This is a genomic window from Bradyrhizobium australafricanum, assembly GCF_020329495.1.
Taxonomy (GTDB): Bacteria; Pseudomonadota; Alphaproteobacteria; order Rhizobiales; family Xanthobacteraceae; genus Bradyrhizobium; species Bradyrhizobium australafricanum.
Window position 1 is genome coordinate 94,261 of record NZ_JAGKJL010000005.1, and the last position, 26,440, is coordinate 120,700.

The 26,440-nt window shown below is 61.8% G+C and carries 24 protein-coding genes; 13 read left to right on the top strand and 11 right to left on the bottom strand.

Annotated elements, in window-relative coordinates; genetic code table 11:
• Window positions 1–790 precede the first annotated feature (790 nt).
• Together J6525_RS06785 and J6525_RS06790 are read right to left on the bottom strand one after the other, a co-directional pair.
• Complete coding sequence (locus J6525_RS06785; protein ID WP_225643248.1) at window positions 791–1,036, bottom strand: hypothetical protein; 246 nt, start codon at window positions 1,034–1,036, stop codon at window positions 791–793.
• Window positions 1,037–1,613: 577 nt separating this feature from the next.
• Complete coding sequence (locus J6525_RS06790; RefSeq protein ID WP_225643051.1) at window positions 1,614–2,627, bottom strand: 1-aminocyclopropane-1-carboxylate deaminase; 1,014 nt, start codon at window positions 2,625–2,627, stop codon at window positions 1,614–1,616.
• A gap of 161 nt (window positions 2,628–2,788) precedes the next feature.
• On the opposite strand from J6525_RS06790, the gene J6525_RS06795 reads away from it, so the two are divergent.
• Window positions 2,789–3,253, top strand: coding sequence for an Lrp/AsnC family transcriptional regulator (locus J6525_RS06795; RefSeq protein WP_028335254.1), 465 nt, complete (start codon window positions 2,789–2,791; stop codon window positions 3,251–3,253).
• Between the two features lie 185 nt (window positions 3,254–3,438).
• Window positions 3,439–4,596, top strand: a complete 1,158-nt coding sequence (locus tag J6525_RS06800) for an Ig-like domain-containing protein (RefSeq protein WP_225643052.1) — start codon at window positions 3,439–3,441, stop codon at window positions 4,594–4,596.
• 20 nt (window positions 4,597–4,616) lie between these two features.
• Here J6525_RS06800 and J6525_RS06805 read toward each other — a convergent pair whose 3' ends face one another.
• A complete protein-coding gene (locus J6525_RS06805) occupies window positions 4,617–4,997 on the bottom strand; it encodes a c-type cytochrome (protein WP_225643054.1) in 381 nt (126 codons plus the stop codon).
• A 153-nt stretch (window positions 4,998–5,150) separates the two neighbouring features.
• Here J6525_RS06805 and J6525_RS06810 point away from each other — a divergent pair, with 153 nt between their 5' ends.
• Window positions 5,151–5,954, top strand: coding sequence for an NAD-dependent protein deacetylase (locus tag J6525_RS06810; protein WP_225643055.1), 804 nt, complete (start codon window positions 5,151–5,153; stop codon window positions 5,952–5,954).
• 120 nt (window positions 5,955–6,074) lie between these two features.
• Here J6525_RS06810 and J6525_RS06815 read toward each other — a convergent pair whose 3' ends face one another.
• The 6 genes from J6525_RS06815 to J6525_RS06840 all read right to left on the bottom strand — a co-directional run bounded on the left by J6525_RS06815 (window position 6,075) and on the right by J6525_RS06840 (window position 9,208).
• A complete protein-coding gene (locus J6525_RS06815) occupies window positions 6,075–6,371 on the bottom strand; it encodes a hypothetical protein (RefSeq protein ID WP_057021179.1) in 297 nt (98 codons plus the stop codon).
• Entirely contained in the window at window positions 6,368–6,646 is a 279-nt protein-coding gene (gene minE, locus J6525_RS06820) for a cell division topological specificity factor MinE (RefSeq protein ID WP_026192121.1), read from the bottom strand. The genes J6525_RS06815 and minE overlap by 4 nt, the downstream gene beginning before the upstream one ends.
• Window positions 6,646–7,461, bottom strand: a complete 816-nt coding sequence (minD, locus tag J6525_RS06825; protein WP_057021178.1) for a septum site-determining protein MinD — start codon at window positions 7,459–7,461, stop codon at window positions 6,646–6,648. The genes minE and minD overlap by 1 nt, the downstream gene beginning before the upstream one ends.
• Before the next feature lie 21 nt (window positions 7,462–7,482).
• Window positions 7,483–8,199, bottom strand: a complete 717-nt coding sequence (minC, locus tag J6525_RS06830; protein WP_028335249.1) for a septum site-determining protein MinC — start codon at window positions 8,197–8,199, stop codon at window positions 7,483–7,485.
• A gap of 180 nt (window positions 8,200–8,379) precedes the next feature.
• Complete coding sequence (locus J6525_RS06835) at window positions 8,380–8,721, bottom strand: hypothetical protein (RefSeq protein ID WP_225643057.1); 342 nt, start codon at window positions 8,719–8,721, stop codon at window positions 8,380–8,382.
• Window positions 8,722–8,941: 220 nt separating this feature from the next.
• On the bottom strand, window positions 8,942–9,208 hold the full coding sequence (locus J6525_RS06840; protein ID WP_069278709.1) for a hypothetical protein: 267 nt from the start codon (window positions 9,206–9,208) through the stop codon (window positions 8,942–8,944).
• Window positions 9,209–9,786: 578 nt separating this feature from the next.
• Here J6525_RS06840 and J6525_RS06845 point away from each other — a divergent pair.
• Both J6525_RS06845 and J6525_RS06850 read left to right on the top strand, forming a co-directional pair.
• The gene (locus tag J6525_RS06845) at window positions 9,787–10,023 is read left to right on the top strand and encodes a DUF6894 family protein (protein ID WP_028335246.1); all 237 of its coding nucleotides are present in this window, start codon (window positions 9,787–9,789) and stop codon (window positions 10,021–10,023) included.
• Window positions 10,024–10,655: 632 nt separating this feature from the next.
• Window positions 10,656–11,072, top strand: a complete 417-nt coding sequence (locus J6525_RS06850) for a VanZ family protein (protein WP_092079104.1) — start codon at window positions 10,656–10,658, stop codon at window positions 11,070–11,072.
• Window positions 11,073–11,124: 52 nt separating this feature from the next.
• Here J6525_RS06850 and J6525_RS06855 read toward each other — a convergent pair whose 3' ends face one another.
• Window positions 11,125–11,781, bottom strand: a complete 657-nt coding sequence (locus J6525_RS06855; protein WP_225162391.1) for a LuxR C-terminal-related transcriptional regulator — start codon at window positions 11,779–11,781, stop codon at window positions 11,125–11,127.
• Between the two features lie 462 nt (window positions 11,782–12,243).
• Between J6525_RS06855 and J6525_RS06860 the strand changes: the two genes are divergently transcribed.
• The 8 genes from J6525_RS06860 to J6525_RS06895 all read left to right on the top strand — a co-directional run bounded on the left by J6525_RS06860 (window position 12,244) and on the right by J6525_RS06895 (window position 24,257).
• Window positions 12,244–13,164 (top strand): LuxR C-terminal-related transcriptional regulator, encoded by a 921-nt coding sequence (locus J6525_RS06860; protein ID WP_225643059.1) that lies wholly within the window; start codon window positions 12,244–12,246, stop codon window positions 13,162–13,164.
• 97 nt (window positions 13,165–13,261) lie between these two features.
• On the top strand, window positions 13,262–14,272 hold the full coding sequence (gene galE / locus J6525_RS06865; protein WP_225643061.1) for a UDP-glucose 4-epimerase GalE: 1,011 nt from the start codon (window positions 13,262–13,264) through the stop codon (window positions 14,270–14,272).
• 280 nt (window positions 14,273–14,552) lie between these two features.
• Window positions 14,553–17,168, top strand: a complete 2,616-nt coding sequence (locus J6525_RS06870; RefSeq protein WP_225643063.1) for an AMP-binding protein — start codon at window positions 14,553–14,555, stop codon at window positions 17,166–17,168.
• 378 nt (window positions 17,169–17,546) lie between these two features.
• Complete coding sequence (locus tag J6525_RS06875; RefSeq protein ID WP_225643066.1) at window positions 17,547–18,710, top strand: GNAT family N-acetyltransferase; 1,164 nt, start codon at window positions 17,547–17,549, stop codon at window positions 18,708–18,710.
• Between the two features lie 249 nt (window positions 18,711–18,959).
• A complete protein-coding gene (locus tag J6525_RS06880; RefSeq protein ID WP_225643069.1) occupies window positions 18,960–19,871 on the top strand; it encodes a 4'-phosphopantetheinyl transferase family protein in 912 nt (303 codons plus the stop codon).
• A 47-nt stretch (window positions 19,872–19,918) separates the two neighbouring features.
• Window positions 19,919–20,959, top strand: coding sequence for a thioesterase domain-containing protein (locus J6525_RS06885; protein ID WP_225643070.1), 1,041 nt, complete (start codon window positions 19,919–19,921; stop codon window positions 20,957–20,959).
• A 41-nt stretch (window positions 20,960–21,000) separates the two neighbouring features.
• A complete protein-coding gene (locus J6525_RS06890) occupies window positions 21,001–23,013 on the top strand; it encodes a non-ribosomal peptide synthetase (RefSeq protein WP_225643072.1) in 2,013 nt (670 codons plus the stop codon).
• Window positions 23,014–23,078: 65 nt separating this feature from the next.
• On the top strand, window positions 23,079–24,257 hold the full coding sequence (locus J6525_RS06895; protein ID WP_225643074.1) for an acyl-CoA dehydrogenase family protein: 1,179 nt from the start codon (window positions 23,079–23,081) through the stop codon (window positions 24,255–24,257).
• A 227-nt stretch (window positions 24,258–24,484) separates the two neighbouring features.
• Here J6525_RS06895 and asnB read toward each other — a convergent pair whose 3' ends face one another.
• On the bottom strand, window positions 24,485–26,215 hold the full coding sequence (gene asnB / locus J6525_RS06900) for an asparagine synthase B (protein WP_225643076.1): 1,731 nt from the start codon (window positions 26,213–26,215) through the stop codon (window positions 24,485–24,487).
• Window positions 26,216–26,440 lie beyond the last annotated feature (225 nt).

The following is a 26,440-nucleotide window of genomic DNA, read 5'->3' on the forward strand; positions in this document are numbered from 1 at the left end:
CGCCCTCAAGGAAACGGCCCCAGCGCGTTGGAACGAACGCTGAGGCCGCCTTGCCGCGCCGCTGAGAATAAGGCGGCCCCGGCACGTAGCTAGCGCCGGGGCCGGAGGGATTGTCATTCCCATGAGAACTCGACCCTGCGCCCAATAGGTCTGTTCCCGCATTTGCATGGGAAAGTCAGCATGCGTTTTCATCGCAGATGCGATGCGGCACTCAAGCAAACGGCCCCAGCACTCGGGCAAGGAGGCTGAGGCCGAGGAGCGCCCGTGGGGTAGGGAAAGATTATGGACACCCCCGCGTGAGCTAGAACCTCGATGGTACGGAAGGGCATTTGCATATGTGAATGAGTGTCCTGATTTCCTCAAGCGAATGTCCTAACTGGGACAGCATCTCAACCGGGGTGCTGTCCGCATTTAGGCCCCGTGTCCCAAGTTGATTTTGGAAGTGTCCTAATTAGAAAACGGCCCCAGCGCCGGGAGAGCGCTAAGGCCAAGTTGACGTTTCCAATGAGCTACGGCAGTTCAGCCGATCAGAAGCCAGCCTAAGCTGATGATGAACGCGACGAGCGATATCCCCGCCAAGCCTATGAGGCTGAACTCGACGCCATCTAAATCGGTCCTGAACATAATGTTCAAAGCATTACACGTCGGATCGGCGGGCGCTTTAGCGTATGTCAGTCAGCGGCAGTGTCCCATTTCCAGATTCCACCGGGCAACGGGTGTCCTAATTCCCCTCTCCGAGTGTCCTAACCAGGACAGCACCTCAACCGGAGCATTGCCGCCAAGGCGGACGCTACTGCGGCTCCCCGACCGAGGATTGCGCCGGCGGATTTGGATCGCTGAACCAGCACCAGGATGCGAGGGCATGGACGCCGACGCCGATCAGGAAGATGCCGGCGTAGAGCTCGACTGCGTGATTCATCGCCAGCAGGCGGGCGTGCGGCGCGGCACCCTGACCCTGGTAGGTCCAGACCCAATGTCCCACGGCGACGATGCCAGTGCCGAGCGCGGCGATGCCTCGGCCGGTCGCATTCATCATCCTCACGCGATGGTCTCCCAACTCGCCCGGCCCGGCAAAAATACCGGGCGAAGCTGACGCGGACCTGACGTGGGACATGGAACGTAACTCGGATGCAGCCACGAAATCAGAAGCCCACCAGTTCCTTCCCCCTGAAAGGGGGAAGGTCGGGATGGGGGTCAGCCGCAGGCGATGCTGCAAGCGGAGAGAGCAGATCCCCACCCGCTTTGCTCTGCGAGCAAAGCGACCTCCCCTTTTCAAGGGGAGGTAAGAATGCGTAGCGCGGATGGAGCGGAGCGAAATCCGGGGATCGTGCCGCCGAGGGACCTACCCGGATTGCACAGAGCCTGTCATCGGGCGCGCGTTCGCGCGACCCGTTGGCTTCATCCGGGCTACGAGGCCACGAATTCAGAAGCCCGCCAGCTCCTTCCCCCTGAAAGGGGGAAGGTCGGGATGGGGGTCAGCCGCTGGCGACGCTGCAAGCGGAGAAAGCAGATCCCCACCCGCTTTGCTCTGCGAGCAAAGCGACCTCCCCTTTTCAAGGGGAGGTAAGAATGCGTAGCCCGGATGCAGCCACGAAATTAGAAGCCCGCTCGCCTCAGCCGTTCCTGAACGCGTAGGCGTAGCCGTTGAGCGCCGGTGCGCCGCCGAGATGGGCGTAGAGCACCTTCGACCCGGCCGGGAAGAAGCCCTTCTGGACCAGATCGATCATGCCCTGCATCGACTTGCCCTCATAGACGGGGTCGGTGATCATGCCCTCGAGCCGCGCGCTGAGGCGGATCGCCTCCTTGGTCTCCTCCGACGGCACGCCGTAGGCGGGATAGGCGTAGTCCTCGATCAGCACGACATCATCCTCGACGATGTCGCGGCCGAGCTCGACCAGCTTTGCGGTGTTCTGCGCGATCGACAGCACCTGCGCCTTGGTCTGCGCGGGCGTGAACGAACCATCGATGCCGATCACGTTGCGCGCGCGCCCATCGGCGGCGAAGCCGACCAGCATGCCGGCATGGGTCGAGCCGGTCACCGTGCAGACGATGATGTAGTCGAACTTGACGCCAAGCTGGCGCTCCTGCGCGCGCACCTCCTCGGCGAAGCCGACATAGCCGAGCCCGCCAAATTTGTGCACGGAGGCGCCGGCCGGAATCGCGTAGGGCTTGCCGCCCGCCGCCTTGACCTCCTCGATCGCCTGCTCCCAGCTCTTGCGGATGCCGATGTCGAAGCCTTCGTCGACCAGCCGAACATCCGCGCCCATCACCCGCGAGAGCAGGATGTTGCCGACGCGATCATAGACCGCGTCCTCATGCGGCACCCAGCTTTCCTGCACCAGCCGGCACTTCATGCCGATCTTGGCCGCGACGGCCGCGACCATGCGGGTGTGGTTCGACTGCACGCCGCCGATCGAGACCAACGTGTCGGCATTGGAGGCGATCGCATCGGGGATGATGTATTCGAGCTTGCGCAGCTTGTTGCCGCCATAGGCGAGCCCGGAATTGCAATCCTCGCGCTTGGCATAGAGCTCGACCTTGCCGCCGAGATGCTTTGACAGCCGATCGAGCTTCTCGATGGCGGTCGGCCCGAATGTGAGTGGATAGCGCGCGAACTTCTCCAGCATGCTGGCATCCTCTTTGGTGATCTGGAACGGCGGCCACAGCTATCACCCCTGGCGCGAAAGGTGCTCTCTAACTCGGCTCGCGCAGCTCCTGAAGATTGCTGGATTTGGCCCAGATGATATGTTTTCTCTCGCGAAATTCGCCAACGATGAGAGATTCTTCCATGCCCGCCCGGCTCGACCGCATCGACCTCAAGATGTTGAGATTGCTGCAAAAGAACGGCCGGCTCAGCAATGCCGAGCTGGCCGATCAGGTCGGCGTCAGCCCCGCCACCTGCCACCGCCGGACGCAAGCGCTGTTCGACGAGGGGTATCTCAGCGGCGTCCGCGCCATGGTGGCGCCGCGCAAGCTCGGCAAGGGCACGCTGGTGATGGTCGGCGTCGTGCTCGACCGCTCGACGCCGGAAAGCTTTGCGAGCTTCGAGCAGGCGGTGGCAAAGCTGAAATGCGTGCTCGACTGCCACCTCGTCGCCGGCGATTTCGACTACTTCCTCAAGATCCGCGCCGGCGACGTCGACGACTTCAAGCGCATCCATGGCGATCAGCTGATCGCGCTGCCCGGCGTGCGGCAGACCCGCACCTTCTTCGTCATGAAGGAGGTGGTGGACAATGCGGCGCTGGAGTTCTGAACCTGACGTGATCCCGACCCGGGCCGAGCGCCGCGAGCCGCCAGGTCGGCCGGCCTGCCCGAGAGAAGTAATCCCTTCATCCGACTTGATGGCCGGCGCAAACCGGCGCAGTCTCTCACTAAATCCCCGCGGGGGGCGGGGGTCGCGCGCGGATGCGCGGGGGACATCATCCGCGGATGACAATCATGAACGCCACGGCGATCCGACTGGTCATTCCGTTGCTGGCAGTTGCCGCCGGCGGCACTGCGGCGCTCGTCTTCGGCATCCGCCAAACCCAGCAAATCCTGGGCGGGAGCACGCCTTTGACGGCGACGGCACCATCCGCGCCAGCGGCTCCGGCGCGAGACCAAAACAAGACCTCGCTGGCAAAGGCGCAAACCGAGACCGCGGCCCTGGCCGACGTGCTGACAGGACCGGCGCCGGCACCAAGCGGCGACGCGGTGCCGGAGTTCGACGTCGTCAACATCGAGCCGACCGGCGAGACCGTTGTCGCCGGCCGGGCGCTACCGGGCACGACGGTGGAACTGCTGCGCAACGGCGAGGTGCACGATCGCGTCGTGGTGGACAAGTCCGGCCAGTTCGTCATGGTCCCGCGCCCGCTTCCGCCGGGAAACTATGACCTCACCCTGCGCATGACGCGCGACGGCAAGCAGGTGACCTCCAAACAAAGCGTGGCGGTGGCGCTCGAGGCTGCGACGAGGGAGCGGCCGATGGTGGCGCTGATGGCACCGGACAAACCGGTCCGCGTGCTGTCGCAACCTGCGGCCACGGCGCCGGCGGCTGGGAAAGTGGCCATCGAGGCCGTCGAGACCGAACCGGATGGCAAGCTCCATGTGAGCGGTCAGGCAGCTCCCGGCGCTACCGTCAGGCTCTATCTCAACGGCAGCTTGATCACGTCCGCGACGGCCGACGAGGCGGGGCATCTCTCGGTCACGATCAACAAGGGCGTGACGGCCGGCAACTATCAGGTGCGGCTTGACGACGTCGACCCCACCTCCGGCAAGGTCCGCGCGCGGGCCGAGGTGCCGTTCAACGTTCCGGACACGATGACGACCGCATCGATCCCGGCATCGCCAACCTCGTCCGGCCGTAGGGATGTGGCCAAACCACAGCTCGCCGCTGCGGCAACCGCCACCGCATCCGATGTGAAGTCCCCCTCCGCCGTGATCGTGCCGAAGATCACCACGACCACCGTCGCCCGCGGCGACAGCCTGTGGCGGATCAGCCAGCGCGCATTCGGCGCCGGACAGCGCTACGCCGTGATCTATCGGGCCAACTCGCAGCAGATCCGCAATCCCAATTTGATCTATCCCGGCCAGGTCTTCGTCGTGCCGGCAAAGTGAGACCGGCCTTCCGCCAACGGTCACTTGCCGGGAGATTTCAGGAACGCCACGATCCTGGCGCGATCTTCCGCCGAGCGCACGCCGGTATACGGCTTCATGCCGTTGCCCGACACCACGGCATCGGGATCCTCGATGAAGCGCAGCAGCGTGCTCTCATCCCAGACGATGTCGGATGATTTCATCGCCTCCGAATAAGGAAAGCTCGCAACCGATCCGGCCTTGCGGCCGACGACATTGTGCAGGTTCGGGCCAACGCGGTTGTCGCCGTCCTTGACCGTGTGGCAGGTGCGGCAGGAATTGTTGAACGCTTGCTCGCCGGACACGCCCGCATCCTGACCATGGGATGGCGACAGCGCCAGCGACATCAGCCCGCAAACGACGATGATGAATCCCGGCCGCATCGGTCACTCCGTCGGCAATTGCGCCAGGCAAACAGGCGCGCGCAGCACCAGGTCTCGGGTGCCATGCCGTCAACGCAGAGGCGGCGTGAAAGGTCCGCTCGCGGCAGGCCCCACATCTGGCGCAGATGCGCGCGCCGCACTAGATGTGCTGCCATGCAACACCCCGCCCTCGAGGATTTCGTCGCCGGCCACCAGCGCCTGTTTGTCCTGACCGGGGCCGGCTGCAGCACCAATTCCGGCATTCCCGATTATCGCGACAGCGACGGCAACTGGAAGCGGACGCGCCCGGTCACCATCCAGGCGTTCTTGGGCGAAGCGGCGACGCGGCAGCGCTATTGGGCGCGCAGCATGGTGGGCTGGCGGCGGTTCGGCCGGGCCGCGCCGAACGGCGCGCATCGCGCACTGGCCAAGCTCGAACAGCAGGGGCGCTGCGAGCTGCTGCTGACCCAGAATGTCGACCGCCTGCACCAGGCCGCCGGCAGCCAGCGGGTGATCGACCTGCACGGCCGGCTCGACGTGGTGCGCTGCCTCGGCTGCGGCGCGACGATGCCGCGCGAACAATTCCAGCACGAGCTGGCGCGACGAAACCCCGCCTGGCTCACGCTCGATGCCGCCGACGCTCCCGACGGCGACGCCGATCTCGAGCAGGATTTTTCGTCGTTCGTGGTGCCGGCCTGCGAAGCCTGCGGCAGCGTGCTGAAACCCGACGTGGTGTTCTTCGGCGAGAACGTGCCGCGCGATACGGTCGCGTCGGCGCAGGCGCATCTCGAGCAGGCCGACGCCGTGCTGGTGGTCGGCTCCTCGCTGATGGTCTATTCCGGCTTTCGCTTCGTCCGGATGGCAGAGCAGCGCGGCCTGCCGATTGCCGCCGTCAATCTCGGCCGCACCCGCGCCGACGAGCTGCTCACGCTCAAGATCGAGGATAGTTGCGAGAGCGCGCTGGCGTTTTTGCTGTAGGTCGCCTGTCTCTTCCCGTCATTGCGAGGAGCGACAGCGACGAAGCAATCCATCGTTCCGCATACGCGGAGGGATGGATTGCTTCGCTTCGCTCGCAATGACGACGGGAGAATTATCGCGTCACGCGCGGTGGCGCGGCGCCTTGGCCATCGGCATGTTGGCGTTCCAGTGCGTCCAGCTGACGCTGGCGAGGCTGCCGAGGTCCGTCGCCAGTGGGCGACGGGTCCGGCGCTCGTACTCCGCGATGCAGCGGCCCGACTCGCCGATCTTGCGCTGCAATTCGTCGATCGTCATCTGCGTCGCGCGGCCGCAATTGGCCTTGCCGAGCTGATCGGCCTCGATCGCCCTCAACGCCGCCCGCAGCTTCTTGAGCTGCGCGCGCTGCCAGGCAATGTGACTATCGCTGTCTGCCGTCATGTGGCCGCCACCATCTTCGATCGTTGCACGCCATTGGGAACCTCGATGTCGACCTCGAGCATCGAGACGAACTTGCCACGGTCCATCCGGACCACGACCTTGTCGGGATCGACGTCGATATGTTTGGAAACCACGCTCAGGATTTCCGAGCGAAGTGTCTCCAGGAGATCTGGCGCGCCGGTCCGGCCACGCTCATGCGAAAGCAGGATCTGCAACCGCTCCCGCGCGACGGGCGCCGATGCGGCGCGGCCGCCGAACAGCCGCATTACGTTCATCATGCCGCCCTCCGTCGCAGTAGCCGATCCATTAGTCCCTTGCGTTGAACCGGCACGGTCATCTCCACCGCCTCGCCCATCAGGCGGCGCACCGCGTCGGTATAGGCCCGCGCCGGCGCGCTGCTTGCTGCGTTCAGCGTGACCGGGCAGCCGACATTGGAGGCGCGCAGCACGTCCTGGCTTTCCGGGACGATGCCGAGCAAGGGAGTCGCAAGGATCTCCAGGATATCGTCGATCGAGAGCATCTCGCCGCGCGCCGCGCGGCCGGCATCATAGCGGGTGACCAGAAGATGCTTCTCGACGCGCTCGCCGCGCTCGGCGCGGACCGTCTTGGAATCGAGCATGCCGATGATGCGGTCGGAGTCGCGCACCGACGACACTTCCGGATTGGTGACGATAACGGCCTCGTCGGCGTAGCGCATCGCGAGCGTCGCGCCGCGCTCGATGCCGGCCGGGCTGTCGCACAGGATCCAGTCGAACTTGGTCTTGAGGTCGGCGATCACGTGCTTGACGCCCTCTTCGCTCAGCGCGTCCTTGTCGCGGGTCTGCGACGCCGGCAGCAGCCAGAGATTCTCCAGCCGCTTGTCGCGGATCAGCGCCTGCGGCAGCTTGGCGACGCCCTGCACCACGTTGATGAGGTCGAACACCACCCGACGCTCCGCGCCCATCACCAGATCGAGGTTGCGCAGGCCGACGTCGAAATCGATGACGACGACGTTCTGACCCATTTGCGCGAGCGCCGCGCCGAGCGCGGCGGTTGAGGTCGTTTTGCCGACCCCGCCCTTTCCAGACGTCACGACCAATACCTTGGCCATTCTCTCTCTCCTTGTGGTCGGTCAGTTCAATGGTGTAATGCGCAGCATTTCGCCCTCGAGCCACGCCTGGGCGGGCCGGTTGCGCAAGCTGTCGGCGATTTCTTCCGCAGTCTGGTAGTAGCCGTCGATGGCGAGCAGCTCGGCCTCGATCCTCTGGCAGAAGATGCGGGCCGCCGAATTGCCGTTGATGCCGGCCATCGCCCGGCCGCGCAGCGTGCCGTAGACATGGATCGAGCCGCCGGCGACGATCTCGGCGCCGGAGCCGACCGAGCCGAGCACGGTGACGTCGCCCTCGGCAAACACGATCGACTGGCCGGAACGGACCGGGCTCTCCAGCAGCAGCGACGGCAGCTTGGTCTTGTCCTTGTCCTTGTTTTTTTCCTGCACCTGCGGCTTCTGCGGCTCGACATGGGTGATCGCGCAGGCCCGGCCGCCGGTCAGAAGCGGCGGCATGTTGGCGCCGAGCTTCGATTCGTCGACGCCCTCGATGCCGAGGATGCGGATGTTGCGCTCACCGAGGCTGCCGATCAGATGCGCGATCGCGGTCTGGCTGAGATCGACCGCCGAGAGGTCGAGCACGATGGGCTTGCCGGTGAAGAAGCCCGGCGACTTCGCCAGCGTCGCGTCGATCTCGGCCAGCCAGGACACGACAGGCACGACCGGCGAGAAAACGAACGCAACGTAGGAACGGCCGCGCATGCGGACCTGCTGACGTGCGACCTGTTGAGTTGCGTCCATCGCCCCTGACTCGGTTGTCTTGTCGAATGGTTAACAATCGGACCGCATGGTTAATCAAAGGTTAACGCGGTCAGGGTTTTCACCGATTTGAACAGCGCTCGCCCCGGGGGCCTCGAAACGTGCTTTGGGGTTTGAACAGGTGCGGAATTGGAGGAGATGCGGCCGCGTTTTTGAGCTGGATCAATTTTCGTCGCGCCAGACGGGGTTATCATTGCGCGAGCGTTTGCAGACGACGTCATGACCCAAACCTACTGGATTGAGATCCTGCGGTGCCCGAAATGCCGACGCACGGGCCACGCTGAGCTTTCCGAGGTCGCCCCGCTTCGCAACCGAATTGTTCGGGTTTCGGAGGAATTCGAAGTTCGCGCCGACGAGCGCGGCGACGATTTCCAGTGCCGAGCCTGCAAGCTGCCAGCCCTGCCATGACAGCGGATGCCTTGGCGCGCATCTGCCAATCACGCCGAAAATCATCGTTGTAGCTATTCCGCCTTGATATTCGCCGACTTGACGATCGGCCACCATTTCTCGACCTCGGCGACTGCCTCAGGTCGATCACCCGGACGAGGTCGACGACGCAATCAAACTCCACCCGCGGGAGTTCGCGCCAACGGCGTGAGGCGCCACTTGGCGGCGGCGAGCGGCACGAGCTTGCGTCGGACGCAGCTGAGCGCGCGATGTATTTGCTCTACGCCCGAGGGAGGCCCGCGCTTCGTCGCGGGCCTCCCGGGAACGGCTATGCCGATCAGTGGACCGAACGGTCGGTGCGGGCAGCGGCCCGCGCGGTCGTCATCTTGTTACGGGGCGTCAGAACGCTGAGCTGATGCGGCGTCGCCGAAGTGGTCGCAACAGGCGCCTGCTCGCGGGCATTGGCGGCGCCAATCACGCCGGCCTGCACCGCCGAGATCGGCAGGCCCGCAGCCTCATAGGTCGGAAGTTCCGCAGCGGACGCGGCGGTTGCGCTCGCGATCGCGAGGGCGGCGGCAAGGGTGGAGAGGGAAATCTTGATCACGGAAGGCTCCTCAGTGGCACGTGAGAAGCAGAGTTAGTCAGCTATTATTGCAATGCAATATCAATATTGCCGCACTGCACAAACAATTGATCGCCGGCGTCCCTGGCGAGCACCAGGGGGTGTTGTGAAATGCTGCTCGTTACCTTCGGCTGTTAGGTATTGCCGCATGCTTCCCTGACCATCCGAGAGATCTCGGCGCGTCCGGTGGTCCGCAGCCGTTTCCTGCTGGTTGGCCGCCTGCCTCAGCTTCCGTAATGGCGTGATTGTATTCGCGGTGACGAGCGGCGTTCTCTGCTTGCCGCCGGCCGCTTGCCATAGTCTCGAAATCACGGTGACCGAATCGCTGGCTCATTGCCGACAAGCCCGCACGAATTCGGCCGGTCTCCTCTGTCGACCCGATGCGTCGCTCGACCTTCCGAACCGATGTTGGTGCAGGTCCACGTCGGGGTACCCAACAATGATGATCCGCCCTCCTAGAATAGCGGCTTGCCGTCCGCCTCACCGTGGTGCGATGACACCACTTTGATGCGTCGAGCTCGTCGCAGTCGTCGGAATGTTCGCCTCATCCGGAGACACCAATGCCGCGGTATTTTTTTCATATCCACGGCGGCCATTCAGTGCTCGATGATGTCGGCCTGGATCTTCCCGACATTTTCGCCGCACGGACGACGGCGATTGAACTGAGCGGCGAGATACTCAAGCACGACGTGACGGAGCCATTCTTGCGTCATCTTCGCTGGCATGTCGAAATCAGCGACAGCCCCGAGCCGGGCGGCCAGTCACTGTTCGTCCTTCAGTTTTCCATTGCGGCATGAATAGCAGCGAACGCAGCGCTCGCTTGCGGCGCCTCGTGGCCATCTTAAAACTTCGCGATCGAACGAAGCGTGCAAGCTTGATGTCCAGGAGGAGTACTCTGAAAGCCCCGGCGACACGCTGAGCGAAAGCTGCAATTCCCGTCCATTGTGGACGGACCAATCGCCGGCCTGCTTTGGCTCGCAGAAACCAATCACGACTCCACAATGGAGAAGAAGCTTTCTGCCGATTCGCTTTCAGGTATCACCGCCCGGTGTCTCGAATTTGTATTCGCGCCTAGACCTGACCTCGGAGGTCCCGCATGACAGCAAGGCACATCTGGTACGTCTCCTTCATTGATCAACGCGATGCTCCGCCCGACAGGCACGCACGAAGGACTGCGACATTCGTATCCGAACAGGATGCGAAGCAGTTCACAAGGAAACTGGCGGAGGACCAGCGCATCGAGAGACTTTCAGCTGGAACGATCAACCCGTACCGGCCCAAACGGGTCATCGGATCCAGAGACATTGGCCAGTGGCTTGGCAAAACCTAGCCCGCCATGGTGATCGGCAGTTGAGCTTGACCCCATCGTGCAACGACGATCCATCTTTTTAAGACGACCACGCCTGACACGCCCGAAGAGTAGTTGCGAATGCGAATGATGAAACCAGGTTACTGCGCTCTTGCTGAACCACAAGGGATGACGCAAACCGTATTCCGATGCTTGGCTTGGGGTTTGATCCTAGGCCTCTTCATCGTCACCGATACACCGCTGGCATTCCGTCCGCACACGTTGATATCGGCGAACATCGATCGTTTTGCAGCTCTGTTCATTATCGGGGTCGCCTTTTCGCTCGCCTATCCGAAGCACGTGCTGCCAATCCTGCTCGTCCTTCTCGCTATAGTCGTCGGCTTCGAACTCATCCAAAGACTGCTCCCCGACAGACATGGATACGTAAAGGACATGTTCGTCAAAGGCGCCGGCTGCTGTGCAGGCGTTTTCATCGCAACTGCCTTGCGACGCTCGTTTTCTGTAATCTCCAGGCGTACAGACAGCCCGTTGGCCTAGCGGGGATGATCATCGCGCACGAAGCTCGATGAAAAACGCCGGTCCGTCGCCGCTATTCGACGGATGGAGACCCGGTCGGCCCGGAATATGAGACGGCAAGCGTAGCAAGGACGGTCCTGTTGCTGATCTCGAGCTTGCGGAAGATGTGGTGCAGATGAACCTTGATGGTACCGTCGGCCACCTTCAGACGGCGGCCAATCTCCTTGTTCGACAAGCCCTCCGACACCAAGCGCATGATCTGACGCTCGCGGTCCGTCAGCACCGCAAGATATTTCTCCGGGATCGTCGTTTGCGCATAAGGGATGGCTTCTTCGTACGAGGGCGGAGGCAACGTCTTCTGGCCGTCGGCGACTTGCCGCAACGTCTGCAAGAGCGTTTCGGGCTCCTCCTCGCTCAGAAGAACACCGCAAGCTCCCGCTGCTGCGAGCATGGCGAGATCGCGATCCTCAACCGAGGCGGCAAGAAACACGAGCCGCACACCAAGCGCCCCGGAGTTTGCGACCTCGAGCATGGCCTGCCCAGAAATGTCAGGCATCGACATGTCCAAAATGGCGATGTCGGGCGCGAGGCTCTGTATTGCCTTGAAGCAGCTCGCAATATCATTGCAGCGAGCAACAACTTTGAAATCACGCTCTGCTTCGAGCAGGCAGTTCAGACCCAATAAAACGACTGGATATCTACTGGCAATGACTACACGACTGAAATGCATTTCCGATCAACCCTCAGTCCCCCCTCAGTTCAGATCGGCGCCCATGTCATTAATAAGTTACTCCAATATGAGACATTTCAGTAAGGTTTTGTTGTCGCTTGGTCCCGTGAATCTACCGCCTGGAGCGCGCCGACAAACACGATTCCACAACGCGTAATCGCAGCGACGATCCGACACACTCTCAGAGAGTGTCTGTCGACCAGGACCGAGAGACCACCCTCGTCAGTTTGGCGGCCCCAAATGCCTATAACCAACGGTATATAGGGATATTGGGGATTAGCATCTAACATTCTTAAATATTTTGAGAGTGGGTTAAGCGCTTTTCGTCCCAGGTTTGTTCCATCGACCGAATCTGAGGAAGCTTGTTTTTACGTCGTTCTTTTCAGCTGGGCGGGCCACCAAAAATGAACCGGGTTCAACCCTTCAACCGCTTGTATCATTGTAGCGTCCGGGAGAGTTTCCATGAGACGACGATATCCTTTTGCCATTGCGCTGGTTGGTGAAAATAGTCTTCGCAAAGAAGGCCTTGCAAGAATTCTAAATTCGGAGAATTTCGTCCTAACCTCGATATACGACGCCGATGATTGGCCCAGCGACGAGGCGCTTCAGAAAGCCGCTGCCAGTCCGGCATTGTTCCTCATCGTTCATAGTGGCGATGATTTTCGCCCGACAGTCGAGCAAATCGACTCGTTCAAGCGCCGTCACGCGGATGCACGTGTCGCAGTTGTCGCGGATCACTTTCATCTGAATGATCTGGTTGCCGCATTCCGAGCCGGCGCCACCGGATATTTCATCGACGTGATGAACTGCGACGCGTTCATCAAGTCCATCGAACTCGTCATGATGGGTGGGACGGTATTCCCGCCGGCATTTTTGGAGTCCGCTCTCGATACCGAGAAACGCGAGGTGGACGATGCCCCTGTACCCAACGATGACGATCATGCCGTCGCAACGGCAGATGACACGCTGGCTCAGCAACTTTCGCCGCGCGAAGTTTCAATTGTGCAGTGCCTGATTGAAGGCGATTCCAACAAGTGCATTGCGCGCAAGATCAAGATTGCCGAAGCCACGGTGAAGGTTCACATCAAGGCGATCCTTCGCAAGATTCGGGTTCAAAACAGAACGCAGGCAGCAATCTGGGGATTGAACCATCGATCTGCGGCTTGGTCGAGAAACAGCAGTTCGGCGCATCAGATCGTTGACGTGACCGAGCGGCTCCTCCCACCTGGCCGGGAAATTCCCAAGATCGCGAGAGCGGGCCGGCCGGCGCCACTTGGCGCGATCGACCATGCGGAGAACTACTTCGAGGTCTCCCTCACCAACGGCCATACCCGCAAGGACATGAGCTCAAAAGCCGACGGGGCGATCCGACTGCGGAAATAGCTGAGACTCGTCCGGTCTGGCGCATCGGCATCACCGCGCGGGATGATTTCCCGCGCGCGGCGAGCATTGACCACGCAGACGCGAAACGGAAGCGGAAATGATCTTGTTGACCGGCGGTGCCGGCTATATCGGATCCCACATCGCCGTCGCGCTACTCGACGCCGGGCTCGATGTCGTCGCGGTCGACAATCTTTCCAACAGCAACAGCGCCTCTCTCGAACGGATACGATCCATCTGCGGGCGATCGGTCATTTTCCGGCATGCCGATATCCGCAATGAAGAGGCGATCTACCAGATCCTGCGCGCCCACGACGTGACCGCGGTCATTCATCTCGCCGGCCTCAAGGCGGTGGGCGAGTCCAGCGCTCAACCCATCACCTATTACGACAACAACGTCGTGGGAACGATGCGGCTCGTGTCGGCCATGACGCGAGCATCCGTCAAGACGCTGGTCTTCAGTTCATCCGCAACCGTTTACGGGACACCCGCGTACCTGCCGCTGGACGAGAAGCATCCTGTCGCACCGATCAATCCATACGGCCGCACAAAATACTTCATCGAAGAAATACTGAAGGACCTTCATGAGTCCGACAAGGATTGGCGGATTGCCATCTTGCGCTACTTCAATCCGGTTGGCGCCCACGAAAGCGGACTGATCGGAGAAGATCCCCTGGATGTGCCGAACAATCTGTTGCCGATTGTGGCACAAGTGGCGATCGGACGGCGTCCGACGGTGCATGTTTGGGGAAACGACTATGATACTCCGGACGGCACCGGGATCCGTGACTTCATTCACGTTGTCGATCTTGCATCCGGACATCTGAGCGCCCTGAGCCAACTGAGACAGCCCGGCCTTCTGACGGTCAATCTCGGAACGGGAAGCGGCAGTAGCGTCATGGACGTGATCCGGACATTCAAGGAAGTCAGTGGCCGGCCCGTGCCGTATGTGATCGACCAACGCAGGGTCGGTGACGTCGCAATCTGCTATGCCGATCCAACTCTCGCGAAGAACCTGTTGGGCTGGACATCAACGCGATCGCTGACACAGATGTGTGCCGACCATTGGCATTTCCAGATGAAGAACCCGAATGGCTATCGCGGCGCGTAGTCGGCGAGAGCCATCTGCGTCTTCGAGAATTTCCGTCTTGTTCGAGGCCTGCTCAATCCCGAGCAAGCCAGGCGACTGCTCGCATCGGCGAGCTCAAGTCGCGCCGCCGCCTGGTTAAGCTACCACTCACCAATGGTCGCAATCGGCAGTATGGCAGGATGACGCACCGAATATTGGCTAATCCCTAATTGCCGCCATCACTTGCTGTACAGCAAGGCATCTTCGGGAGCGGCGCGCTATGGTTGTGCGAGCCGACTTACGTTGTTCAAGGTAGGACGGAATGCTTCTGGACAACGAGACGCCGGGCGCCACCATGTGTTCCGAGAGCTTCCACGCTCGCGACCATGGGGAGTCGGAAGCCCGACTCACAATAGGCCAGGTCATAGGTCGAACTGCCAGTCGTTTTCCGAACCAGCCGGCGATCGTCTCGAGCGCTTTCGAGCCTCTGACGTACAACGGTCTTGAACGCCAGTTGAACGCAATCCGCCGGCGGCTGCGCTTGGCCGGCTTCGATTGCAATACCCGGATCGGGGTCTTGATGCCGAACGGCCCGGAGGCGGTTCTCGCCATCGTGGCGGTCGCCTGCTGTACCACCGCGGTGCCCCTCGATCCCCGCCTCTCCCAGCCTGAAATCGAGCAGCGTCTCGACATGCTGAACCTGAGCGCCCTCGTCGTGCTGCAGGGCAGTGCCCCTGAAGCTCGCCAGGCCGCAGCCCGCAGAACGCTTGCCATCATAGAAGCCGCTCCGGTCGGACAAGGGCAGCTTGGGCTCGAAATCGACGTGCAAGTTTCCGCCTCCCCTGCCATCGACGCCGAGCCGGATCCGCGCTCCCCCGCCTTCATCCTGCAGACGTCGGGCACGACCGCGCGGCCAAAGCTCATTCCGTTCAGTCATGACAATATGCTGGCGGCGGCCGAACGCCTTCGGGCCTGGTTCGGCCTCACGTCCCGGGACCGATGCCTGAGCGTGTCGCCCCCGTACTATTCTCATGGGCTGAAAGTGACGGTCTTCACGCCGTTGCTGACGGGAGGCAGCATTGCCATCCCGGCGAACAGTGCGATCGTCGCACTCGATGAGTGGTTCGATGTCCTACGGCCGACCTGGTACTCGGCAGGCCCGACGCTTCACGCCACGGTGCTGGACAAGGCGCAGAGCCTCGAGAATGCGCAGACTGCACACACTTTGCGGTTCGCCATGTCAGGCGGCGCGCCGCTCCCGAGGATCGTGCAGGAAGACCTGCAACACGCTCTCGGCGTGCCGGTGCTGGAGCATTACGGCTCCAGCGAGGCGGCGCAGATCGCCGCCAACCAGCTGCCGCCCGGTCCGAACAGACCGGGCACCTGCGGGAGACCCTGGCCCGATACCGTGGCGATCGTTGGTGAAGATGGACATCCCTTGGCAGCCGGCGAGCGCGGAGAGATCTGGATTCGTGGACCGACCGTGACGTCGGGCTATCTCGATGAGCCGGAACTCAATCAAGCCGCTTTCACGAAGGGTTGGTTTCACACCGGCGATATCGGCAGCCTCGACGAAGACGGCTTCCTTTCGCTGCACGGCCGCCTGAGCGAGCTGATCAATCGCGGCGGTGAGAAGATTTCTCCCGCCGAGATCGAAGCCGCGCTATTGCGACATTCGGCCGTCGCCGAAGCTGCGGCCTTCGCGATCTCACATCCGCGCCTGGGCGAGGACGTCGCAGTCGCCATCGTCCCTCATTGCGGGGCGCAGCCGACCGCTGCGGAGCTTCGCCAGTTCCTGCAACGCGAGTTGGCCTCGTTCAAGATTCCGAGACACATTCTGACGCTCGACCATCTGCCAAAGGGGGTGACGGGAAAGGTTCAGCGGCGACGTCTGCGCGAGTTGGCCGACCGGCCACGGGGTCATCTGGCGCCGATGCCGGCGTCCGTCGCGAACGGGCCGTTGAATCTAGAAGCCGAGTTGCTGACGCTCTGGCGCAGGCTGCTCAAGAACCAGGCCGTGACCGTTGACAGCGATTTTTTTGCCAGCGGCGGAGACTCCCTTCTCGCGATGGAGATGCTGATCGAGGTCGAGCGGCTCGTCGGCTATCCCGTGCCGGAAACCATCATGTTCGGGGCAGAAACCATCCGGCAATTTGCCGCAAGGGTTTCCGCACAGACGGACACGTGGGCGACGGCGTTCTTCCAGCCCCATGAGTGTGGCACGCGGTCTCCGCTGTACTTTTTTAACGGCGACCTTGTCAGCGGCCACGCGAGTGTGCGGCGGCTGGTAGAGCTTCTGGGGCCGGATTATCCGATCATCTCGATCAATCCCCACGGTCTTCATGGGGAGCCGATTCCGGCCTCGATCGAGGCGATGGCCGCCGACCGCCTGCCGTTCATCCTGGCAAGGCAAGCGAGCGGTCCCTTTCTTCTGGGCGGCAAGTGCAATGGCGCCATGGTGGCGTTCGAAGTGGCCCGCCAGCTGATGGCAGCCGGCCACACGGTTGATTTGGTCACGATGGTGGACCCGCCGACTGTCAGTGCCCGTCCGATGCCACGGGCGATCCTGGGGCTGCTGAAGCCGCTGGTTTCCCCTTATCTCTTGCGTTGGACCTTCGAGCAAATGGTGAGACTGGAGCGATATCTGAAGCTCCCCGCGAACGGACAGACTGCGAGCGCCAAGGTCGCAATTCCGACGGCGTTGTGGGACGCTCATTCAATCGCAATGGCGCAGTATTGTCCGGCACCGCTCGAGATCCCTGTGGCCTTTTACGCGGCCGACCACGATGGCCGAGCGTGGCGGCATCTCAGCTCTCAACTGGAATTGATACAGGTGCCTGGCGGACACCCAGGCTGCCTGTTGATCGGTGCGGAACGGCTCGTGGATCACCTGCGGCGGAGATTTGAAAAACTCACCTCTGGATCGAGCGCCACGTGACAAACCGGACGTCAGCCATGGCAGGCCCTGGTGAGCGGGCGAGGGATCAAGGCCGTCGGACGCCGAAGGCTGGAGCGCGCTGCACCAGCCCTGAGCCCGGTCGATCACAGCTTCACCTCGGCACAGTTGCTCGGCCGGCACAAGAGGCTAGCGTGGGTACTCAGGAAGGGTCCGCACCTCGATCAAATTCCGGATATAGTTCGCGTTATCGGGTTCCGCCGAGGCAACGGTCGGAGACGCCCAATCACGACGTGTCCGTCAGAGGGATGCCTGTGTGTGACCAGCCACCCGTCGGATCTTGCGCGAGCGTTGCAGCCTGGTCCTTCGGTCTTCCCGTCGCGGCGCGCGTTCGGTCCTCTGGCGTTGGAACGGGAAAGCATGCCTGAGACGGTTACCGATGTCAGCCTGGATGCCCTGGAGAGCATTGCGTGGCTTGAAGCCTCCTGGAAGGAGCTCGAAGCGCGAGTGACTCACTCGTTCTTCCTATCCTGGCTCTGGATCGGCACCTGGCTACGGCATATCCCGAAGGGCGCGCAACCACACGTCCTCGTGGCCCGGTCATCAGGCAAGATCGTTGGCCTGGCGATTATTTGCCCGCGGAGAACGTGGAGTCTCGGGCCGCATGCGCGGACGCGCTGGCTGCTCAATGAAACGGGAGATACCCGTTTCGACCGATTGTTCATCGAGTACAACGGTATTCTTGCAGAGCAATCCGATGCCATCATATCGGCGGGTCTCAATGCGTTGACGTCGCGTTTGCGCCGCTCGGACCAGTTGGTGCTCTCCGGAATTGATCCGGACCTGGAGGCGACCGCCGGTCGCGCCGCAGGCCGGGCCGGGCTCGTGACCGAGGTGAAGAAGGCTGATGCGGCATTGTGGGTTGATTTTGCCCCGGTCCGCCAGCGCGGGGGGGATTATCGCGCCACATTGGGCCGCAGCACGCGCCAGGCCGTGAACCGCGCCATGCGGCTGTATGCCGAACGCGGCCCCGTTGAACTCCGGATCATGGAAACGACGACGGAGGCCCTCGCCGCGTTCGATCTGCTGAGCGACTTTCATCGGTCGCGATGGGGACGCAGGGGAGCCTTCGCCAATCCCGGCTTCCGTCCGTTTCACGAGGAGCTGATTGCGCGCGGAGTCCCCACGGGGGCCGTTCGCATCTCACGGACGCTGGTTGGGAACGAGACAATCGGGGTCGTGTACAATTTCGTGCATGACGGCCGTGTCCTGAACTACCAGAGCGGCTTTCTCTATGAGAGCGATAGCCGGCTCAAGCCCGGGCTCGTCAGCCATGTGCTGGCTATTGAGGACAGCATTGCACGCGGGGAAAGCGGCTACGACTTCCTGGCTGGTGGCGGCGGGCACAAGTCCCATCTGGCCAATCGGGAGCAAGCCATGACGTGGATCGCTGTAGGCAAAGACAGTCCGGAGCGCCACATCGAGGCCAAGCTGCGCAGCGCCAAGCGGATGCTACGGACCATTGCCACGAATCTTCCAAAGAAGACTGCGGCTCTGTATTCCGTATTCGGGGCTGGTTCCTAGCCGGTCGGTTTAGGCTCCTTGGCGAGAACCAACGTCCGGTCGGCGATGTGGCCATGTCGGTGCTGCCCCTTTTTGACCGCCGACCCGGGGTAGGCGCTGACACCCGGACTGCATCCATTGACCGGCTAGCGGTCCATTCCCCTAGGAATATTCCCCCGTTTGCGCTCTTGGCGGAAGAACGCTGCGCTTGCCACCGGGTCACTCAACCCGAGCCGTACAATCCGGGCACGGGATGGGAACTGGCAAAAAATGGGTAATTACGATGGTCCATTGAGCCATGGCGGTGCGCGATTAAAATTTCAATCAGCAGTCCGCTCGAATGCCCATCGCAATACCGTTCGCAACCTACCGGCGGCAATCCGGATCGAGGCTAATAGAAAGCAAGTTGTGATGGCTTTTCGCACAGGTGCCTGTGAACAGAGCGAGTGGGAAAATAGTCGTTCCTTTGACGGGCCAGGCTATCGCAGACTTGAACGCGGGGCTCGCGGAGCCTCCACCGCCCCTTCGAGCTTTCTGGACAAAGCAGTCGAGCTGAGACCCGAGGTCATCACGCCGGTTGTCGAGAATGATGGTCTGGAGGTCCTGGCATTCATGCTCCATGTGGAGCGGGACGCCATCCGGGAGCTAAGCGCATGCCTCAACGAAGAGGAACATCGGCGCGCCGCGGGATTGAGATTGGAGCGCGATCGCCGCCGCTTCATTGTTAGCCGCGGGCAGCTGCGCCGGGTCCTCGCTTCCAGACTGGGAATTTCACCTTCAGAGATCGAGCTGGAATATGGACGGCTGGGCAAACCCCACCTCTCTCGCCGCATGCCCGCCCGCGACTTGCGCTTCAGCGTCTCGCGATCTGGAGAAGTAGCGGTCATCGCCCTCTCGATCAGGCAAGAGGTCGGGGTGGACGTCGAGGCGGTTCTCCCTGTGCCCGAAGCGGACGAGATCGCAGCGCTCTGCCTTTCCACCTCCGAATACGAGTCCTACGCCGCCCTCGATCCGGAAGACCGGCTGGAAGGCTTCCTCCAGCGCTGGACCCGGCTGGAGGCTGTCTCCAAGGCGCTGGGCTGTGGCTTGGGACAGCCGATTTCCTGGGATGAAAGGGATTGGGCTGTCCGAAGCTTCGTACCGCAACCTGGATATGTTGGGAGCGTGGTCGTCCGGAAATGAACTGTCATCCGGAGTCGAAGTCACCGCGATGGCGCACGGAACAGGAAATGTCAGCTTCATCGATGAAAAGCCCGATGTCAGCGCAGGTGATGCAATTTTCGGAGCTGCTCGCAGACCTCGCGGTCAAGGACATCAAGGTCTGGGTGGATGGCGATCGGCTGCGCTGCAACGCCCCGGCCGGCGCGCTGACGGCGGAGCTTCGCGATCAGTTGCAGGGGCGGAAGGGCGAGATCATCGCGTTTCTGAACATGGCCACGGCCGCGGCCAAGCAACCGTCTGCAATCGTTCCGTTGCAGTCTCGCGGTACACGCACGCCCATTTACGCCGTACCCGGTCATGTCGGGGCACCGTCCTCATTCCTGGACCTCTCGAAGCACCTGGGCGGCGATCAACCGTTCTACGCCCTGCAACCGCCTGGCTTCGATGGGCAGAGCGAGCCGATGGACCGCGTCGAAGATATCGCCGAGTACTTCGCCCGCCAGATCGTCGAATATCAGTCGACCGGTCCGTACATCATCGTCGGCTATTGCTCGGGCGCTCCAACAGCTTTTGAACTGGCGAAAATCCTGGGACAGCGCGAATCCGAGGTCTCATGCGTTGCGCTGTTTGGCCCGCTTCACCCCACCACCTATGGGGAATGGCCGCGCCGGCTGTATTTTATTACCAGGGGCAAGGCGGAATCGTTCCTGCATGAGACAGCGAAGCTGCCGACATTCGGCGCCCGTCTCCGATATTTCGGCAGTCGTCTGCGCGAGCACGTCCGTGCCCTCGCACCCCTCGTTGGGAAGAGCAAAGAGCCTGTCGCGACAGATCCGGTGTTGGCGAGCAGGGCTCTGCTCAAATCCACGGCGATCGCTGCCTTTCGGCGGTACACTCCCACTCCGTATTCGGGTCGGGTTTGCATAATCCTTCCCAACAAAGCCTGGCTGCGATCGGGTGCCGCGCCACACCGATGGCTGCGAGTAGTGCCGCATGCCGAATTTTACTTCGGGCCCGATGACTGCAACGAAGCCTCGATGCTGATGGAACCTGACGCACCTGCCATTGCGAACCTCTATCGCCAGGCAACCCAAAAGCAGAACGATTGACGTGATTTTCGGTTTTAGTTTTCCCGACGGGAGCGTATTTCATGAACGAAGTCCTACCTATCGCGCCGGAGGGCGTAGCGCTTCCCCTGCTGAAGGATTCCGATCATCAGGCGCTGGTTGTCGATTACAACGCCACGGCGGCACGCTATCCGTCGGACAGGACGATCATCGATCTCTTCCGCGACCAGGCGATGCGTAGTCCTGACGCTGAAGCGATCCGCTTTGGCGATGCAACGCTGACCTACCGGCAGCTCGACGAACGCTCCAACCAGATGGCCGCGTATTTGAGCTCGACCGGCGTGGGCCCGGGCCGGATTGCCGTTGTCTTCATGGAGCACTCCATTGAAGTCGTCGTTGCGATCCTGGGCGTCCTGAAGTCCGGCGCAGCCTACGTGCCGGTGGATGCGGCAACGCCGAAGGGGCGTATCACAACAATCCTGCAGGACATTTCCAACGGGACCGACGGGCGGGCGCCCGTGGCGATCACCCAATCGCGCATGCGTTCGGGCATCGCCTCGAACCTTGCCGACATTTTCGTACTTGACGCCGATCTCGAGTCGATCTCGAATCAGCCGGCCTCGGCCCGACCGTCCGCTGCGACGCCGGACGGCGCCGCCTATATCATCTTCACCTCCGGCTCGACCGGCACTCCCAAGGGCGTCGAGATCGAGCATCGGAGCCTGGTGAACTACATCTGGTGGGCCGCCCGGGTGTACAGTTCCGGCGAAAGTCTCGCATGGCCCCTTTTCTCATCCCTCGCATTCGACCTGACCGTCACAACGCTCTTTACGCCACTCATCACCGGCGGCCGCATCGTGGTCTATCTTGGTGATCCCGGAGTGCAGAGCATGGTCGTGCTGAAGGTGATCGACGACAATGCGGTGGACATCATCAAGCTGACGCCGGCGCATCTCGCGATGATCCGCGACCGCAATCTCGATACCACAAGACTGCGCAAGTTCATCGTGGGCGGTGAGGACTTCAAGGCCGCGCTGGCTCGCGATATAACCAGCGCTATTCCCCATCCTATCGAGATCTACAACGAGTATGGACCAACCGAAGCCACGGTGGGCTGCATGATTCACCGTTTCGACACCGATCGGGATCAATCCGCATCGGTGCCGATCGGCGTTCCGGCCGCGAATGCGGGAATCTACGTCCTCAGCATAGAATATCAGCCCACCGGCCCCGGAATCATCGGTGAGATGTTCATTGCCGGCGACGGTCTCGCGAGAGGTTATTTCAATCGCCCCGATCTGACCGACGAGCGCTTCCGCACAGTCGCCGATCCCCGAGATGGGCGCTCGAAGCTGCGGCTCTACAAGACGGGCGATCTCGCCCGCTGGAACTCGGAAGGACACCTGGAATTTCTCGGCCGCGCCGATCATCAGGTGAAGGTCGGCGGCACCCGTATCGAGCTCGGCGAGATCGAAGCACGGCTTCTCAAGCACCCGGACGTTCACGAATGCGCCGTCGCCACCTCGATGACGAAAGCAGCGACACAAAAAATGGCCCAAATCGGCAATGGCGAACCGTCGACGCCCGAAGACGGCATCGCACGACTTGTGGCCTACTATGTCGCGTCGAAACCTCTGACCGTGGCGGACCTGCGCGCGCACCTCGCCGAAGAACTGTTGGAGTCCATGATTCCGACGCACTACGTTCGCCTCGAGCGGATGCCGCTCACGTCCAACGGCAAGATCGACCGCTCATCGCTTCCCGAGCCGACGGCGGAAAACATCCAGCCCGCGCACGCCTTCGCCGCCCCCTCGACAGAGACCGAGAAGACGCTGGCCGGTCTATGGTGTCAACTCCTGAAGCTCGAGTCGATCGGACGCCACGACAACTTCTTCGAACTGGGCGGGGAGTCGCTCCTGGTGGTACGGGCGGTGTCGCGCATGCGAAAGATCTTCGGCGTCGACGTGCAGCTTCGCAACCTCTTTGAGCGGCCGACACTGGCCGAACTAGCGGAAGTCATCGACGGAATGCGCTGGGTGGCCGATTCCAATGCCCCTTCCCTCTCGGAGGGACCGAGAGAGGAGGTCGAACTCTAGCCGGAAGGTCTCCGCCTGGTCTTGGGTGGGACAGGAGCCTTTGAGTCAGGCTCACAGCAGATCGGATGAAGATGATGGACAAAGCTTGGAAGGCGGCGCAAGAGCCGGAGCTGCCTTGGATGGCGGCGGAGTATGAGCTCTTGCGGGACCAGGTCCGCCGGTTCGTCAAGGAGGAAATCAAGCCCTGCGCGGATCACTGGGAAGAGAACGGGTTCATTCCCCGTTCGATCCTGCGCCGCATGGGCGAACTCGGTTTCTTCGGCATCCGCTACCCGGCTGAGTATGGTGGCGCCGAAATGGACGCTGTCGCGTCAACGGTCTTCGCCGAGGAGCTCGGGCGCTCGACCTATGGCGGCGCCGCCGACGCGATGCTCGTCCATGCCGACATGGCTTCCTCGTACGTCTTTCACGACGGGACCAAAGCCCAGCGGGCCCGCTGGATGCCGGGCATTATCAGCGGCGAGGTGATCACCGCGATCGCCATTACGGAGCCGGATGCGGGCTCCGACGTGAAAGCCATCCGCACGCGCGCGGTGCGAGATGGCGACTCTTACGTGCTCGACGGCACGAAGCTCTACATCACAAACGGCGTCCACGCGGATCTCTACTGCGTCGCGGCCAAGACTGATCCCTCGGCCGGAAGCAACGGGATCACGATGTTCCTCGTCGAGAAGGGAACGCCAGGCTTCAGCGTCGCGCGCGAGCTGGACAAGCTCGGCTGGCGCTCCTCCGACACGGCGGAACTTGTCTTCGACGGTTGCCGCATCCCCGCCGAGAACGTGCTCGGCGCGGAGGGACAAGGCTTCTACTCAATCATGCGCAACTTGCAGAACGAACGCCTTGTCCTCGCCGCCATGGCGATAGGGATGGCCGAGGCAGCGATCGACATGACCCTCACCTACGTGAAAACCCGCCGGGCATTCGGGGGCGTCCTTTGGGACATGCAGGCGATCCGTCAGCGGCTCGCGATGCTTTCTGCGAAAGTGGAGGCAAGCCGCGGGTTTCTCTATGCCACCGCTTGGCGCATGGCGGCCGATGACGATTGCCTGCGCGAGATCTCGATGCTGAAGGCCATCTGTGGCGAGCTCGTCAACGAGGTCGCGTATGATTGCGTGCAGTTCCACGGCGCCATGGGCGTCATGCGCGAGAGCGCGATCGAGCGCGTCGCGCGCGACGCCCGCGTCCTCTCCATCGCCGGCGGCGCGACCGAAGTGATGCTTGAGGTGGTCGCGTCGATGTCATGATCCTGACGCGGCGTTGAGGACGTCGCTCTGGCGTTGCTTGCAGAAAGGCCAAGTGCCGGCGCTTCGCGCGGCGGGCCGGGCTTTGAATGGTCTCGGCATCCGGGCCGGTCGCGGCGACCGACGCAGCATACGGCGCGCCGGATTCACCCACGAAATCCGGCAGGCGTCATTGCCGCCGAACACCGGGCGACGCTGTGTGGAATCCGAAATTCACTTGAAGGACGATTTCACTCCGCCGCTGCAACCCGTCCGCCCGATGGGGCCTTCGAACTGTTGAGATTTTCAACTGACCGAACATGATCAATGGCTTGAACGTGGATGCCTTTCACTGCCCTTCCAGATGGGTCATTCATGCTCGCAAATTGCTGAGACCAGAGAAATGCCGTCGGCGTGGAGCAGGCGATCGAAGGACCGACGGGCACAGTCAGGCAGGCTGTCGGGTTGTTGAAAATGCTGTCAAAGATGGTCCGGTAGAAATAGCCTTCCTTGGACGTCGGCGTTTGCCGCGGAAAGCGCTTGCTCGCCTCTGCGAGCATCTGATCCGAGACTTTATTCTCGGCTTGATGCTTCAAGCTTTCAATCCAGCTGTACCCTACCCCGTCGGAAAACTGCTCCTTTTGACGCCACAAGATCGCTTGCGGCAACAGATCGGTAAATGCTTCCCGCAATATGCCCTTCTCGATTTTCTCGCCAGGGCACATCTTCTCGGCGGGGTTTATCGACATTGCGTAGTCCAGGAATTCCTTGTCCAGGAAGGGCACACGGGCTTCGACCCCCCACGCCGCCATTGCCTTGTTCGCGCGACAGCAATCATACTTGCTGAGCGCAAAGATCTTTCGGACGGTCTCGTCGTGGAATTCTTCTGCTGACGGCGCCATGTGGAAGTAGAGATAGCCGCCGAATACCTCGTCAGCGCCTTCTCCGGACAACACCATTTTGATGCCCATTGATTTGATTTTGCGCGCCATGAGATACATCGGCGTGCCGGCACGAATGGTGGTGACGTCAAAGGTCTCCAGGTGCCGGATCACGTCCGGCAATGCGTCCAATCCTTCCTGCACGGTAAAAACAATCTCGTGATGGACCGTGCCGATGTGAGCCGCCACGTCTCGCGCATGCCTCATGTCGGGTGAGTTTTCGAGGCCGACAGAGAACGAGTGCAGCCTCGGCCACCATGCTTCTTCGGTTTCTCCCGACTCGATCCGCTTGAAGCGGTGGCGCGCCGCGAGCGCCGCGATAAGCGACGAGTCGAGCCCGCCGGAAATAAGCACCCCGTAAGGCACATCGCACATCATTTGCTGCTTGACCGCAGCTTCGAGCGAAAATCGGAGCTCCTGCAGGGATACCTTCCTGCTTGGAAGAGTATGTGCCCATTGTGGATCATACCACTTGACGAACTTTCCGGCTTTGGCGCTGTAATGATGTCCCGGAGGAAACTCCCGGATCGTCTCGCATACGCCATCGAGAGCTTTCATTTCGCTCGCGACGTAAGTCGTGCCGTCGCTGCCCCATCCGATGTAAAGCGGAACAATGCCGATGTGGTCTCGGGCGACGAAGAACTCGCCACTGCGCTCATCGAAGAGGGCAAATGCAAAAATGCCACTCAGCATATTGCACACGGCAGGGCCGTACTCGTCGTAGAGATACAGGATGATTTCGCAGTCGGACTTCGTTTTCCATGCGTGCGGCAGCTTCAGCGCCTCGCGCAAACCGACATGATTGTAGATCTCTCCGTTCACGGCCAAGGCGCGACCCGCGGTCACGTCGAGAAGGGGTTGAGCGCCGTGCTCCACGTCGACGATGGAAAGGCGCTCGTGCGCGAGCACTGCGCCGTCGCTGGAATAAATGCCGCTCCAGTCTGGCCCGCGGTGCCTGACCGTCTTGGCCATCTCGAGCGCCCGGCTGCGCGCCGACTCAAGCGATTCTTTAAATCCAAAGATGCCAACGAAGCCGCACAAGGAGGTTGCCCCTTCTGTAGGTTCAGATCGCAGCGAAGCGGAACAGCGGATCGAGAACGGCAAAAGTCACAAAATATTCAAGGTTCAGATCAAGCGGAACTACCTTATGTCTATGCCTAAGCGGCGACACCGTCGCATAGGCTAAAATATACGGACAAGCGGCATCAAACTCCGTGGCTGCTCGTGTCTTCTCGACGTGCCAATCCCGATCACTCTGCCGCTTCC

What these genes read in the sequence shown, in the direction of transcription:
- J6525_RS06785 (WP_225643248.1), bottom strand. Translation starts at nt 1,036, where the DNA reads ATGATGAATGCGACCGGCCGAGGCATCGCCGCGCTCGGCACTGGCATC.
- J6525_RS06790 (WP_225643051.1), bottom strand. Translation starts at nt 2,627, where the DNA reads ATGCTGGAGAAGTTCGCGCGCTATCCACTCACATTCGGGCCGACCGCC.
- J6525_RS06795 (WP_028335254.1), top strand. Translation starts at nt 2,789, where the DNA reads ATGCCCGCCCGGCTCGACCGCATCGACCTCAAGATGTTGAGATTGCTG.
- J6525_RS06800 (WP_225643052.1), top strand. Translation starts at nt 3,439, where the DNA reads ATGAACGCCACGGCGATCCGACTGGTCATTCCGTTGCTGGCAGTTGCC.
- J6525_RS06805 (WP_225643054.1), bottom strand. Translation starts at nt 4,997, where the DNA reads ATGCGGCCGGGATTCATCATCGTCGTTTGCGGGCTGATGTCGCTGGCG.
- J6525_RS06810 (WP_225643055.1), top strand. Translation starts at nt 5,151, where the DNA reads ATGCAACACCCCGCCCTCGAGGATTTCGTCGCCGGCCACCAGCGCCTG.
- J6525_RS06815 (WP_057021179.1), bottom strand. Translation starts at nt 6,371, where the DNA reads ATGACGGCAGACAGCGATAGTCACATTGCCTGGCAGCGCGCGCAGCTC.
- minE (WP_026192121.1), bottom strand. Translation starts at nt 6,646, where the DNA reads ATGAACGTAATGCGGCTGTTCGGCGGCCGCGCCGCATCGGCGCCCGTC.
- minD (WP_057021178.1), bottom strand. Translation starts at nt 7,461, where the DNA reads ATGGCCAAGGTATTGGTCGTGACGTCTGGAAAGGGCGGGGTCGGCAAA.
- minC (WP_028335249.1), bottom strand. Translation starts at nt 8,199, where the DNA reads ATGGACGCAACTCAACAGGTCGCACGTCAGCAGGTCCGCATGCGCGGC.
- J6525_RS06835 (WP_225643057.1), bottom strand. Translation starts at nt 8,721, where the DNA reads ATGGTGGCCGATCGTCAAGTCGGCGAATATCAAGGCGGAATAGCTACA.
- J6525_RS06845 (WP_028335246.1), top strand. Translation starts at nt 9,787, where the DNA reads ATGCCGCGGTATTTTTTTCATATCCACGGCGGCCATTCAGTGCTCGAT.
- J6525_RS06850 (WP_092079104.1), top strand. Translation starts at nt 10,656, where the DNA reads ATGCGAATGATGAAACCAGGTTACTGCGCTCTTGCTGAACCACAAGGG.
- J6525_RS06855 (WP_225162391.1), bottom strand. Translation starts at nt 11,781, where the DNA reads ATGCATTTCAGTCGTGTAGTCATTGCCAGTAGATATCCAGTCGTTTTA.
- J6525_RS06860 (WP_225643059.1), top strand. Translation starts at nt 12,244, where the DNA reads ATGAGACGACGATATCCTTTTGCCATTGCGCTGGTTGGTGAAAATAGT.
- galE (WP_225643061.1), top strand. Translation starts at nt 13,262, where the DNA reads ATGATCTTGTTGACCGGCGGTGCCGGCTATATCGGATCCCACATCGCC.
- J6525_RS06870 (WP_225643063.1), top strand. Translation starts at nt 14,553, where the DNA reads ATGCTTCTGGACAACGAGACGCCGGGCGCCACCATGTGTTCCGAGAGC.
- J6525_RS06875 (WP_225643066.1), top strand. Translation starts at nt 17,547, where the DNA reads ATGCCTGAGACGGTTACCGATGTCAGCCTGGATGCCCTGGAGAGCATT.
- J6525_RS06880 (WP_225643069.1), top strand. Translation starts at nt 18,960, where the DNA reads ATGGGTAATTACGATGGTCCATTGAGCCATGGCGGTGCGCGATTAAAA.
- J6525_RS06885 (WP_225643070.1), top strand. Translation starts at nt 19,919, where the DNA reads ATGTCAGCTTCATCGATGAAAAGCCCGATGTCAGCGCAGGTGATGCAA.
- J6525_RS06890 (WP_225643072.1), top strand. Translation starts at nt 21,001, where the DNA reads ATGAACGAAGTCCTACCTATCGCGCCGGAGGGCGTAGCGCTTCCCCTG.
- J6525_RS06895 (WP_225643074.1), top strand. Translation starts at nt 23,079, where the DNA reads ATGAAGATGATGGACAAAGCTTGGAAGGCGGCGCAAGAGCCGGAGCTG.